This window comes from uncultured Fluviicola sp. (assembly GCF_902168135.1).
Lineage (GTDB): Bacteria > Bacteroidota > Bacteroidia > Flavobacteriales_D > Crocinitomicaceae > Fluviicola.
Genome location: NZ_CABHOL010000056.1, coordinates 12,000 through 25,210, shown reverse-complemented (window position 1 = coordinate 25,210; position 13,211 = coordinate 12,000). Strand labels below are relative to the sequence as shown.

Annotated in this window: 10 protein-coding genes and 2 pseudogenes; 9 read left to right on the top strand and 3 right to left on the bottom strand. The window is 39.2% G+C overall.

Annotated elements, in window-relative coordinates:
• Position 1: 1 nt before the first annotated feature.
• On the bottom strand, positions 2-1,132 hold the full coding sequence (locus QZT69_RS18840) for a HAMP domain-containing sensor histidine kinase (protein ID WP_294680280.1): 1,131 nt from the start codon (positions 1,130-1,132) through the stop codon (positions 2-4).
• A gap of 143 nt (positions 1,133-1,275) precedes the next feature.
• Positions 1,276-1,950, bottom strand: a complete 675-nt coding sequence (locus tag QZT69_RS18835; RefSeq protein WP_294680279.1) for a response regulator transcription factor — start codon at positions 1,948-1,950, stop codon at positions 1,276-1,278.
• 217 nt (positions 1,951-2,167) lie between these two features.
• On the opposite strand from QZT69_RS18835, the gene QZT69_RS18830 reads away from it, so the two are divergent.
• From QZT69_RS18830 to QZT69_RS18790, 9 genes and pseudogenes are all read left to right on the top strand, one after another.
• Complete coding sequence (locus QZT69_RS18830; protein WP_294680278.1) at positions 2,168-2,569, top strand: hypothetical protein; 402 nt, start codon at positions 2,168-2,170, stop codon at positions 2,567-2,569.
• Between the two features lie 65 nt (positions 2,570-2,634).
• On the top strand, positions 2,635-7,005 hold the full coding sequence (locus QZT69_RS18825; protein WP_294680277.1) for a CusA/CzcA family heavy metal efflux RND transporter: 4,371 nt from the start codon (positions 2,635-2,637) through the stop codon (positions 7,003-7,005).
• A 16-nt stretch (positions 7,006-7,021) separates the two neighbouring features.
• The gene (locus QZT69_RS18820) at positions 7,022-8,200 is read left to right on the top strand and encodes an efflux RND transporter periplasmic adaptor subunit (RefSeq protein ID WP_294680276.1); all 1,179 of its coding nucleotides are present in this window, start codon (positions 7,022-7,024) and stop codon (positions 8,198-8,200) included.
• 88 nt (positions 8,201-8,288) lie between these two features.
• Positions 8,289-10,316, top strand: coding sequence for a heavy metal translocating P-type ATPase (locus tag QZT69_RS18815; protein ID WP_294680275.1), 2,028 nt, complete (start codon positions 8,289-8,291; stop codon positions 10,314-10,316).
• 63 nt (positions 10,317-10,379) lie between these two features.
• Positions 10,380-10,871 (top strand): TlpA disulfide reductase family protein, encoded by a 492-nt coding sequence (locus QZT69_RS18810; protein ID WP_294680274.1) that lies wholly within the window; start codon positions 10,380-10,382, stop codon positions 10,869-10,871.
• A gap of 3 nt (positions 10,872-10,874) precedes the next feature.
• The gene (locus QZT69_RS18805) at positions 10,875-11,225 is read left to right on the top strand and encodes a hypothetical protein (protein WP_294680273.1); all 351 of its coding nucleotides are present in this window, start codon (positions 10,875-10,877) and stop codon (positions 11,223-11,225) included.
• A 19-nt stretch (positions 11,226-11,244) separates the two neighbouring features.
• On the top strand, positions 11,245-11,859 hold the full coding sequence (locus QZT69_RS18800; protein WP_294680335.1) for a trans-aconitate 2-methyltransferase: 615 nt from the start codon (positions 11,245-11,247) through the stop codon (positions 11,857-11,859).
• 20 nt (positions 11,860-11,879) lie between these two features.
• Positions 11,880-12,218: pseudogene (locus QZT69_RS18795) on the top strand (MerC domain-containing protein); the annotation flags it as partial.
• Positions 12,219-12,281: 63 nt separating this feature from the next.
• Positions 12,282-12,476, top strand: coding sequence for a GDCCVxC domain-containing (seleno)protein (locus QZT69_RS18790; protein WP_294680334.1), 195 nt, complete (start codon positions 12,282-12,284; stop codon positions 12,474-12,476).
• Positions 12,477-12,793: 317 nt separating this feature from the next.
• Here QZT69_RS18790 and QZT69_RS18785 read toward each other — a convergent pair.
• A pseudogene (locus QZT69_RS18785) lies at positions 12,794-13,130 on the bottom strand (GxxExxY protein).
• Between the last annotated feature and the right edge of the window lie 81 nt (positions 13,131-13,211).

Below are 13,211 nucleotides of genomic sequence, written 5' to 3'. Positions count from 1 at the left end.
TTTAGAATTCAATACTGAAGGCGTGTAAATGATCATTAAATTGATAAGAAAGCGTCCAATTATAACGATCACAAATTTCTTTGGAGATTGCAAGTCCTAAGCCGCTATTGGTTGTCTCAGAAGATGAAATTCCAAAACGAATAAACAAATTATCCGCACTCAATGAGGCTGCCCCAGTATTCGAAAAAGTGAGTTTATTGCCAGTTAGATTAATTCGTAAAATATCATTCTTATTACCATGCCTAATCACGTTTGTAGCTAAGTTATTGAATAACACTTCCAATAAAGTAGGATTACATTTCACGGAATAATGTTCGACGTTCATTTGAACGTGAATACCTTTGCTTTGAAAGTAATCATCCAACAATTCAATATTCTCTGCTAATGTTTGTTTAATATTTACTGGCATCTCTTCTGCAAACTGATGATTTTCTATTTTGGCTAAAAGCAAAAGATTCTTATTGATTCGCGAGATTCGGGAAAGACTTGAATTGATCGCTTCAATAGTCGAAGCTTCTTGTTCGGACAGGGTGTTATTCTGCAACAAGACATCCATTTTGGTTTTTAAAACAGACAAAGGAGTTTGCAATTCGTGAGAAGCGTTTTCGATGAACCGTTTTTGTTGATTGAATGTAGTCGCATTCTTTTTAATCAATGTGGTCAGCTCTTGATTCAATTCTTCAAATTCCTCAATATCGGATTGTTCAAATTGAATGTGCTGGTCTTTACTTAGATCAAAGTTCTTGAGTTGATCCAGGGTTTTGTAGAATGGTTTCCAGCTTTTTTTAGAAATTCGTTTGTTTAAAAAGACAAAACCAATAACTAAAAGAAAAAAGAAAAATACCGTAACAAAGGCAATTGCAATCAGCGTTTCATCTGCTTCTTCGACATTCGTAGAGATCGTCAGCTGATAAGGTTTTTCATTCACCCAAATCGCAGTAGATAAAACCCTGAAGCGATCTATTTCATGCTCGAAAGGATTGTAGGTTCTCGTTGTATAAATACGATTTTGGGTTATGTTCTTTTCGTCAATAGCGACCAACTTTGTTCCCGGTTGCAGTTTATTCCAAATTTTAAGTGTTTGGTTGAGTTGTTTTTCATCGACTTTTGCCGTTTGAATTCCCTTTTCCATTCGTTTACGGATGATCCAGTTGTGTTCATCCAATTCTTCCATCCAAATAGCATCGACAACAAAATAGTAGACAGGAACACTGCATACCAAAATAACGAGTGCGTAAATGGTGAATGATCGAAAAGGTTTATCCAGTAATTTACTCATAGTTCCCATTTATAGCCCGTTCCGTAAATTGTTTTGAGATAATTATCGCATCCTGCTTCGGTCAACTTCTTTTTGAGGTTCTTTACATGAGCATACACGAAATCGTGATTATCAAACATATCTGCAATGTCTCCGGAAAGATGTTCTGCCAATGCATTCTTCGAAATGACCTTATTCTTATTGCCCAAAAAGAGCAACAACAAATCAAATTCTTTTTTAGTGAGTGAAACTATATTTGAGCCAACCGTAACTGTTTTGGAAAGTATGTCTACTGTCAATTCATCGTGTGTTATGGTATTCGAATTGTCAAATTGCTTTCTACGAATAACTGAATAGATGCGTGCAGATAGTTCGGATAGATGAAAGGGTTTGGCTAAATAATCATCCGCTCCCAACTGTAATCCCTTAATTTTATCGTCAAGCGCACCTTTTGCGGAAATGATAATAACACCATCCGAACGTTTTTCAGCTTTCAGTCTTTCCAGTACTTCCAAACCATTACCAAAGGGAATCATTAAATCCAATAAAATACAGTCGTACGTGTATGCAGAAATTTTGTCAATAGCTTGGTTATAATCTGCTGCCAGTTCACACAAATAATCTTGGGCATTCAAGTATCCAATAATATCTTTTGATAATTCGAGTTCGTCCTCTATAATTAGAATTTTCACTCGATAAAGATACAATGCAAATTCTGAAGGAATTTTGAATTGTTTTTACTCCTCTAATAAGCAATAATTATGTTTTCTATTTCTAATAGAAAAAGTAACTTTATAATTCAGCAAAGACATTCGCGGAAAATTTCAACTTTCACACGGCGTCTAACCTCACCATTTAATTTTTAAAATCAACGACAGAAACACTTGTTTTTCATTATATTTATGCCCAATGAATAAACTGAAAAAAGCATTTGTTTTGTTTCTTGTTCTGGTGATTACTTTCCCAGGAGAAACAGCGCATGCCTTTTCTTTTGTTCCAAAATTCATTGCTCATTACAATCATCACAACGAGGAGCACCATGAAATAGGGTTTCTTGAATTTATTGGTGAACATTTTACAAGTGATCAGGAACACGACAAACACGAACATCACGATAGCGAACAGGAGAATTGCCCCTTTTCACATAACCATGGAACAGCTCAATTGGTTTATATTTTCAAAAAAGAACCCAATCTGATCATAGAGCATACAACGGTTGTTGTAGACAAAGAAAAATCTGAATTACCTGATTACCGCTTTACCTTTTCCGAATACAACGGAAGCATCTGGCAACCGCCTAAAATAGCTTAATACACTCGTTTCTCGAAATTCCGAATACCTTCGGAAGAGCTATTTATTACATTAAATTTTATTTTATGCTGGATGCAGTTATTCGCTTTTCCATTAGGAATAAGCTAATTATAGGCATGCTAATGCTTGCTTTAGTTGGTTGGGGAAGTTATTCATTGACAAGACTTCCCATTGATGCCGTTCCTGATATTACAAACAATCAGATTCAAATTATTACTTCCGCTCCCTCGCAGTCGGCACAGGACATTGAGCGGTTGGTTACTTACCCTGTGGAGCAGTCGGTTGCCACCATACCAGAGATTGAAGAAGTGCGATCCTTTTCACGCTTTGGATTAAGCGTTGTTACCGTTGTCTTTAAAGATGGCGTAGACATTTATCAGGCTCGCCAAATGGTTTCCGAACGGCTAACAGTAGCTATGAACGAGATTCCTTCAGGTGTTGGAATCCCTGAATTGGCACCTGTTACAACAGGATTGGGCGAGATTTACCAATACACCATTCACGCCAAAAAAGGGTATGAAAAAAAGTACTCCGCTATGGAACTGCGTACTATTCAGGATTGGATTGTGCGCCGCCAGCTATTGGGTGTAGAAGGTATTGCCGATGTGAGCAGTTTCGGAGGTTACCTAAAGCAATACGAAGTTGCCCTGAACCCCGATAAACTCAATAGTTTGGGAATCACCATAACCGATGTGTTTAACGCACTTGAAAAAAACAACCAGAACACAGGAGGTGCATACATTGATAAAAAACCAAATGCTTGGTACATCCGCAGTGAAGGATTGATTGGAAGCATTGAAGACATCAAACGTATCGTTGTGAAACAAATGGACAACGGATTGCCTGTTTTAATTCGGGATGTGGCACAGGTTCGCTTTGGAAATGCCATTCGCTATGGAGCTTTAACCTACAACGATAAAGGAGAAGCCGTGGGTGGAATTGTGATGATGCTGAAAGGAGCAAATTCCTCGCAGGTCATAGCGAACGTAAAAAAACGGATTGCACAAATTGAAAAAACGTTGCCCAAAGGTGTACGCATTGAACCCTTTTTAGATCGCACAAAATTGGTAGACAGTGCCATTGGAACGGTTTCAAAAAACTTGTTGGAAGGTGCGCTGATAGTGATATTTATTTTGGTCTTGTTCCTCGGAAATTTCCGTGCAGGATTGATTGTGGCTTCCGTCATTCCATTGGCAATGCTGTTTGCCATTTCATTGATGAATTTATTCGGTGTTTCAGGAAACCTGATGAGTTTGGGAGCAATAGATTTCGGATTAATTGTGGATGGTGCAGTAATCATTGTGGAGGCAACACTCCATCACATGAAACACCTGCAAGTTGATCGAAATCTGACACAACATGAAATGGACAAAGAAGTCTATAAATCTGCGAGTAAAATCCGTTCATCGGCAGCATTCGGAGAAATCATTATCTTAATTGTTTATCTGCCCATTTTAGCGTTGGTTGGCATTGAAGGAAAGATGTTCAAGCCCATGGCGCAAACGGTTTCTTTTGCCATCTTGGGTGCATTTCTACTCTCCCTTACTTACGTTCCAATGATGAGTGCCTTGTTTTTGAGCAAGAATACCAAACACAAACGTAATTTTTCAGATCGCTTAGTGGATGCCATTCAGCGAGTGTACAATCCTATTATCAACAAAGCACTGAATGTTCCGAAATGGATCATTGGTTCTGCGGTAGTATTGTTTGTTGCGTCTTTGTTATTGTTTACCAAATTGGGTGCAGAATTCCTTCCCTCCTTGGACGAAGGCGATTTTGCGGTCGAAACCCGTGTGATGTCTGGTAGCAGTTTAGAAGAAACCATTGATGCGTCGAACAAAGGCTCTAAAATATTATTGGAGCGTTTTCCCGATGAAGTGGAAATGGTAGTTGGGAAAATTGGTTCGGGAGAAATACCCACCGATCCCATGCCCATTGAAGCCTGCGATATGATGGTGATTTTGAAAGACAAATCAAACTGGACAAAAACAAAAGACAAAGACGAACTGGCTAACCTGATGACTGAGGAGTTGGAAGATGTTCCGGGAGTTACCTTCGGATTTCAGCAACCCATTCAAATGCGTTTCAACGAACTCATGACGGGAGCAAGACAAGACGTAGTGATCAAAGTCTACGGGGAAGATTTAGACATGCTGACCAGTTACTCCAAGAAAATTGCAGGGATTGTAGGTACTATCGACGGCGCAACTGATTTGTACCTCGAAAATGTAAAAGGCGCACGTCAAATTCTTATTTCCTATGATCGGGATGCACTTGCCCGCTTTGGTTTGAACATTGAAGACATCAATACCGTTATCAATTCCGCATTTGCAGGACAATCGGCGGGATTGGTGTATGAAGGTGAAAAACGTTTTGATCTAGTGGTTAGAATGGAAAAGGAACTGCGCACAAGTATCGAAGACGTTCAGAACTTATACGTGAAAGCACCTAATGGAAATCAGATTCCACTTTCACAAGTAGCAAGTGTTTGTTTTGATGATTTAGCACCTATTCAGATTCAGCGAGACGATGCAAAACGAAGAATAACCATTGGATTCAACGTGCGTGGGCGAGATGTAGAAAGCCTCGTCAAAGAACTTCAACAGAAAGTAGAACAAAACGTTGACTTTGCACCTGGTTATTATCCAACTTACGGCGGAACATTTGAGAACCTGCAAGAAGCACGAGGTCGTTTGTCAATAGCCGTTCCCGTTGCATTGTTACTCATCTTGATGTTACTTTATTTCACCTTCAGTTCCATGCGTCAAAGTTTGCTGATTTTTTCAGCCATTCCATTGTCTGCAATTGGTGGAGTAGTTGCCTTGTGGTTGCGTGATATGCCTTTTAGTATTTCTGCGGGAGTCGGTTTCATTGCACTCTTCGGAGTAGCCGTGTTGAATGGTATTGTTCTCATTGGAGAATTCAACCACTTGAAAAAAGAAGGTATAGACGACGTGAAAGAGCGCATTTTAAAAGCAACGCAGACCCGTCTGCGTCCAGTTGTAATGACAGCAGCAGTTGCTTCCCTCGGATTCTTGCCCATGGCACTTTCTCACGGAAGCGGTGCAGAGGTTCAAAAACCATTGGCAACCGTTGTTATTGGTGGATTAATTACTGCCACATTACTCACTTTGGTAGTGCTTCCATGCATTTATTACCTCACAAATAGACCGAAAGCCATGAACAAAAAGACAAGATTCATCACCAAACCAATCGGAATCCTCATTCTTGGTTTACTGGTAGCGCAATTCGGATATGGACAAACTACCCTTTCATTGGATTCTGCATTGCAGGTTGCTTACTCAAACAATAAAAGTTTGCAATCCAAATCGAAACAAATCCAGTATTACGATCAGTTGAAGAAAACCAGTAGTGAATTGCCCAAAACAGATGTAAGTGTAATGATTGGTCAGTACAACAGTTATTACAAAGGCGATAACAACATTACCATTTCGCAAACCATTCCTTTTCCAACGGTATTTGTTGCAAAGTCGAATTTAGCACAATCTCAATCCGAAGGGGCTACTTTGGCACTTGCAGTATCTAAAAATGAGTTGACCTTCGAAATTCGTCAGCTCTACACGCAAAGTACCTACTGGAATTCCTACAAAAAACTGTTAGCAAAGCAAGACACCTTGTTGCAACGTTTTGCAAAAGCAACCGATTTGAATTATCAGACAGGAGAAGGATCATTACTCGAAAAAACAACCGTTGAAACTCGTTTGAATGAGGTGCATAGTAAGCAGAATCAAGTAGATGCCGAGTTGAATGGAATAGCCCGAAGATTACAGTTTTTGTTAGGTTCTAAAACGTCTGTTCAATTCGAAGTAAGCGCGCTCACTCCACTAAACATGATTTCGTTGCAAGATACATCGGCATTGAAAAACAATCCACAAGCCGAGTATTTGGAACAGCAGATTGCCATTGCAGAAAATGAGCGAAAACTTATGACCAATTCGGCTCTTCCGGAGTTTCGGGTAGGCTATTTCAATCAAACACTATACGGTGGGTTGCTTGCTGAAAATTCAACCCAGTTGGCAGGACGTTCAGATCGTTTTCAAGGATTTCAGGTTGGTTTAACCATTCCGCTTTGGTTTGGTCCTGATCTAAACAAAGCTAAAGCCGCTTCCATTAATCGGGACGTGAAAAGTTTGGAGTACGAGAGTTATTTGAACGGATTACAAAGCGAGTACGAAAAGGCACTAATGAAAGTACAATCGAGTAAAAACCTAATGGATTATTACACCACTTCAGCCATGCCGAATGCCGAACTGATTGAAAAGCAATCCATCAAATCATTCGAATTGGGTGAAATCAATTTCACGACACATTTATTAAATACACAGCAAACAATAGCTATTGGTGAAGGGTACTTAAACGCAGTAAACGAATACAATTCAAGCCTGCTTTACCTGAACTACCTAATGGCTGAATGATAGAAAAATTAGAGATATGAAAACGAATTGGTTAATATATTTAGCGTTCCTTGGTTTACTTGCATCTTGCGGAGGTGAAGAAGCAAGCACGGAACCGAAAGAAGAACATCACGACGAACAAGCTGAAACAGTTGAATTGACACAGGCGCAATATGAATCTGCTGAAATTTCACTGGGAAGTATCGAAAAACGAAGCATTAGTGGAGTTATTTCTGTGAACGGCTTTTTAGATGTTCCGCCTCAAAGTAAAGTTTCTGTTTCCGCACCCATGGCAGGGTTCGTAAAATCTACACAGTTATTGCCAGGTTCAAAAGTTTCAAAAGGACAAGTTGTTGCCATCATGGAAAATCAGGACTACATCCAATTGCAACAAGAGTATTTGGAAAACTACGGACAACTGGAGTTTCTGAATTCAGAGTACGAGCGTCAAAAAGAATTGGCAAAGGAAAACATAAATGCCAAAAAATCATTGGAACAGGCGAAGGCAAATTACCTGTCTGCAAAAGGGCGCATTGAAGGGTTAAAATCCCGATTGGAACTGTTGAAAATCAATGTCAATAAACTTCAAAACGGAAAAATTCAGAACACCATCAATCTGTATTCTCCGATTTCGGGGTACGTTACCAAAGTAAACACCAATATTGGGGCATTTGTGAACCCAACCGATGTGCTAATTGAAATTGTAAACACCGCAGAGTTACACGTTGAATTGACTGTTTACGAAAAAGACATTCCCTCTATTCGTGAAGGACAACGGGTATTGTTCAGTTTGACCAATGAAACGAAGGAGCGTGAAGCACGTGTAAAATTGATTGGAAGAGAAATCAACAGTGAACGCAGTGTAGAAATCCATTGCGACATCACCAAAAACGACAAAGAGTTGATTCCTGGAATGTACTTGAAAGCCGTGGTTGAAACAGATAATGCCATGGTTACTGCCGTGCCTGAAAGTGCCATTGTCACTTATGAGGGTAAATCCTACATTTTCATCAAAGAAAAAGAACATCAGGAAGGCAAAGAGAAAAACGTTGTCTTCAAAATGGTGGAAATTGTTGTTGGAAAAGCAGAAGCAGGTTTCGTTGCAATCACACTTCCTGAAGGATTCGATTTGAGAAAGCAATTGGTAGTGCGTGGAGCATACAGTTTGTTAGCAAAAATGAAAAATTCCGAGGAAGAAGGCGGACATGCTCATTAATAATCTTGGGGCAAAGGCTTGGAGGATCTTAACATGAAGTAATGACTTTTTCATCTCTGAGTTCTTTGCCCTTATTCAATTAAAAGATATGATTAGTAAAGATCCAAATCACGTTCATACCTACGATGCACAGGGCAGAATGACGTGCTGTTCGTTGGAAGAAAAGATAGATGCCAAAACGGGTACTCCACACAGTTGTTGTGAGGTTCATGAACAAGAAGCAGAAGACGGGCACGATCATTCTCACGGAGAAAAACCGAGTTGGATGCAGTACGCTCCTGCAATCGTAAGTTTCACACTTTTGTTAACGGGAATATTGTTCGAACAGGTCTTCAAACCTGCTTTTTTCAAAGATCCCATCAAACTCATTTGGTATTTAGTGGCATACGTTCCCGTTGGCTTACCTGTGATGATCGATGCAGTTAAATCCATCGCAAAAGGAGCATTCTTTTCCGAGTTCTTCCTGATGACCATTGCCACAGTCGGTGCGTTTTTTATTGGCGAATATTCCGAAGGAGTTGCCGTAATGGTATTCTATTCCATAGGCGAATTGTTTCAATCATTAGCCGTACAGAAAGCCAAACGAAGCATCAAAGCCTTGCTTGATATTCGACCTGATACCGTCAATGTTTTGCGGGATGGACAGTTGAAAAGTGTTTCCCCTTCAGAAGTTCAGATCGGAGAAGTCATTCAGGTAAAGTCAGGAGAAAAAGTAGCATTAGACGGTGAATTGATTTCCGATACTGCCTCATTCAATACCGCTGCATTAACGGGTGAAAGCAAACCCGATAACAAAGCAAAAGGCGAAACCATATTGGCAGGAATGATCAACCTTCAATCTGTTTCAGATATTCGGGTTACTGCTTTGTTCAAAGACAGCAAGCTTTCCAAAATATTGGCAATGGTTCAGGATGCCACTTCACGCAAATCCCAAACCCAATTGTTCATTTCAAAGTTTGCAAAAGTCTATACACCAATCGTGGTGTTTCTGGCGGTCGGAATCTGCTTACTTCCTTCTTTGTTCGTGTCTGATTATCAATTTTCAGACTGGTTGTACCGAGCATTGGTATTCTTGGTGATTTCCTGTCCGTGTGCATTAGTGATTTCCATTCCATTGGGCTATTTCGGCGGAATCGGTTTGGCATCCCGAAACGGAATCCTGTTCAAAGGTTCCAATTACTTGGATGTAATGACCAAGATTGATACTGTGGTGATGGACAAAACAGGTACACTGACCAAAGGCGTTTTCAACGTGCAAGAAGTTGTTGCCGGAGGAATCGATCCAATGGAATTGTTGAGGCTTACTGCATTCATTGAAAGCAAATCAACACATCCTATAGCTTCAGCAATAGTTCAATTTGCAGGAGATTCACCTAACAATGCTACAATCCAGCAAGTCGAAGAGATTTCGGGACATGGTTTGAAAGGAATAATAGATGGAAAAGAGGTTTTAGCAGGGAATTTAAAGCTGTTGAAGAAATTTGCTATTGCTTTCGATTCCGAACTAGAACAGATTGTAGAAACTATTGTGGTAGTTGCCATAAATGGAAAATATGCGGGTTACATCACCATTGCAGACGAAATCAAAGAAGATGCCGAGCAAGCAATCAAAGATTTGCACGGTTTAGGAATCAAAACAGTTATGCTTTCAGGCGACAAGCTAAGCATCGTAAATAAAGTAGCTAAAGCACTTTCAGTTGATGAAGCTTTTGGTGATTTACTTCCCGAACATAAAGTAGAAAAAGTACAGGCGTTGAAGGATCAGAAAAGAACCCTTGCCTTTGTGGGCGATGGTGTGAACGATGCTCCAGTAATTGCTTTAGCAGATGCAGGAATTGCCATGGGCGGTTTGGGAAGCGATGCAACCATTGAAACCGCTGATATTGTCATTCAGAACGATGAACCGTCAAAAATTGTTTCGGCAATCAAAATCGGGAAACTCACAAAGAAGATCGTTTGGCAAAACATCATGTTGGCAATGGGGGTTAAAGTGATTGTTTTAGCTCTTGGTGCGGGAGGAATAGCAACCCTATGGGAAGCCGTTTTTGCCGATGTCGGAGTAGCGTTATTAGCCATTCTGAATGCTGTTAGAATTCAAAGGGTGAAACTGGTTTAGGTTTCATTGGAACTATATAAAATGGTAGATTTATGCATCTACTTTAAACTAAAAAAGTCAAGTATGAAAAAACAACTACTGGTTCTTTCCATGCTATTATTTACAGTAATATCATTTGCACAGGAACAAAAAAAGCTGCCGTCGGTATCATTAAACACAGTTGACGGAGAACAGGTTAATACAGGGAATTTAGGTATTAAAGGACCAATTATTATTACGTTTTGGGCATCGTGGTGTCCAACTTGTAAAAGAGAAATGGGAACATTAAACGAACTCTATGCCGATTGGCAGGAAGAAACAGGAGTTACCATTGTAGCAGTATCGGTTGATGATGAAAAGACAAAAAACAATGTTCCGACTTTGGTAAACGCAAATGGTTGGGAATTCTTAGTTTTGATGGACTCAAATAGCGATTTTAAAAGAGCAATGGGCGTTAGTAATACTCCCCACACCTTTTTGATCAACGAGAGTGGCGAGATTGTTTATACCAGAAACAATTATTCTCCTGGCGATGAAGACTTGTTGTATGAAGCATTATTAAAACTTAAAAAATAGAAGATGAGAACAATATTATTTATAGCATTTTTATTTGCTACTCAACTAGTTGTAGCACAGAAAGCACCGAAAAGACAAACAATCACAGTTAAAACTCCGAACACATGCAGTCATTGTAAAGTATGTGAAACGTGTGGAGGGAAATTGGAAAGTGAAATGGTTTTTGTGAAAGGAATCCAGTTGGTAACTTACAACGAAGCTGACCAAACGACAACTGTAGTTTATTGGACTAAGAAAATCACACCTGAACAAATTCGTAAAGAGATTTCACTACTTGGTTTTGATGCCGATGAAGTGAAAGCTGATCCAAATGGTTACAAGCAACGTGATGGTTGTTGCAAAGGAGAAGAATAGAAAATTGATAAAATCAGAAATGGAAAACATGGATAACAAGGGACATTGGGAAACAGTTTATGAAACAAAAACATCCGACCAAGTAAGTTGGACACAGGAAGTTCCAAAAACGTCTCTTGAATTTATAGGCTCGTTGAATTTGGAAAAATCTGCACGCATCATCGATATTGGTGGTGGAGACAGCAAACTGGTTGATTTCTTATTGGAAGATGGTTTTGAAAACATTACCGTCTTGGATATTTCAGAAAAAGCACTGGAACGAGCTAAGGAAAGATTGGGATCAAAAGCCGATTTAGTGAATTGGGTCGTGAGTGATATTACAGCGTTTGAACCCAACACGACATTTGACGTTTGGCACGACAGAGCTGCTTTTCACTTTTTGACCACTACGGAACAAATTGAAAAGTACATGACAACTGCCCGAAATTCTGTAACGGGTTATTTAACTATCGGAACGTTCTCCGAAAATGGTCCGAAAAAATGCAGTGGGTTAGACATCAAGCAGTACAGTGAAGAAACATTGACTGCCGAATTGCAAAACGGATTTGAAAAGATTCGCTGTATAACCGAGGATCATACAACACCATTTGATACCACACAAAATTTCCTGTTTTGTAGTTTCCGCAAGAGTTAAATAACCTATTATTTGTGATAATGAGTAAGGCTAAAAATTTAAGCAAATGGGGTGTAATTGGAATGCTGTTAGTGGCAATTCTCTCACCGTGCTGTTTTCCAATATTTGCGCTAGCTGCATCTGCACTTGGTTTGGGTAGTTTCGAGGTTTTCGGTGGTTGGACAATGTGGATTTTTCAAATAATGGTCGTTGTATCATTGGTTGGTTTTTTCATTTCATACAGGAAACACAGATGTATGTATCCGCTCATGATTGCAATTCCAAGTGCCATTCTGATCTTTTACGGATACCATTTCAACAATAGCAAATACTGGGTCTATTTCCTTTATGCAGGAATGCTAGGACTGTTGGTTGCAACAATTGTAGATTATTATCGCCACAGATTACATGGTCGTTGTTGTGATTCAGATGAGGAAGTAGAATTGCATTCCACCATTACTTGTCCCAACTGCGGACACAAAAAGGATGAAATCATGCCCACGGATGCATGTACTTATTTTTACGACTGTGAGAAGTGCAAAACAGTTCTAAAACCGTTGGAGGGTGATTGTTGCGTTTATTGCAGTTACGGAACAGTGAAATGTCCACCCATTCAAAAAGGAGAAAGTTGCTGTTAAACACCATGCATCTGCTACTTTAACCCCTGAGAACGGGAATTAGAGGGAATATAGAGGATTATTTATAACCCTCTGGGAACGTTGGGAGTACAATAGTACCCTTATTCGTACCCTAAACTCAATGATTATTCTTAAATCATTGATAAATAGCATTTTAAATCTGTGTTTTGATTCTTTATTTGTTCCACATAGGAACATAGGCCACATAGCAGAATAGATGTGTTTATTTTTTAGATGAATTATATTTCTATTCAGAAAGTATTCGATACCTTTCATTAACCAGAGTCTTTTGGCCCTCACGAAAAATATTTGTGCAATTAAAATTTATATGGATTCCTTTGGGGCGATTTCAAAAGCTTCATATAGGTTAGTAATTGTGCTTCGAATATTGGTTCTATCTTTTTCGTTGCTTTTAATTCTACAACTAAGGAATTCGCAACATACAAATCACAACGCAATATAGTTTCTAACATCTGCCCATGGTATGTTACAGGAATTGACATTTCTGTCTTGAAAGAAATTCCTTTTTGCCAATTCAATTTTCATACATTCGTGATAGATGCTTTCTAATAAACCTGGCCCCAAATTGGAATGTACTTCTATTGCCGCACCTATAACATTGTAAGTCAGCTCGTCTAAAAAAGATTTTGTCATGTTTATGAATAATGATTATATATTTAATATAACAAAAATTCATGACATTACCTATGTGCTCTATGTTCCTATGTGGTTTTC

Excerpts from the sequence above, each read along its gene's own strand:
- QZT69_RS18830 (WP_294680278.1), top strand. The coding sequence starts at position 2,168 with ATGAATAAACTGAAAAAAGCATTTGTTTTGTTTCTTGTTCTGGTGATT.
- QZT69_RS18810 (WP_294680274.1), top strand. The coding sequence starts at position 10,380 with ATGAAAAAACAACTACTGGTTCTTTCCATGCTATTATTTACAGTAATA.
- QZT69_RS18825 (WP_294680277.1), top strand. The coding sequence starts at position 2,635 with ATGCTGGATGCAGTTATTCGCTTTTCCATTAGGAATAAGCTAATTATA.
- QZT69_RS18840 (WP_294680280.1), bottom strand. The coding sequence starts at position 1,132 with ATGGAAAAGGGAATTCAAACGGCAAAAGTCGATGAAAAACAACTCAAC.
- QZT69_RS18800 (WP_294680335.1), top strand. The coding sequence starts at position 11,245 with ATGGAAAACATGGATAACAAGGGACATTGGGAAACAGTTTATGAAACA.
- QZT69_RS18815 (WP_294680275.1), top strand. The coding sequence starts at position 8,289 with ATGATTAGTAAAGATCCAAATCACGTTCATACCTACGATGCACAGGGC.
- QZT69_RS18820 (WP_294680276.1), top strand. The coding sequence starts at position 7,022 with ATGAAAACGAATTGGTTAATATATTTAGCGTTCCTTGGTTTACTTGCA.
- QZT69_RS18805 (WP_294680273.1), top strand. The coding sequence starts at position 10,875 with ATGAGAACAATATTATTTATAGCATTTTTATTTGCTACTCAACTAGTT.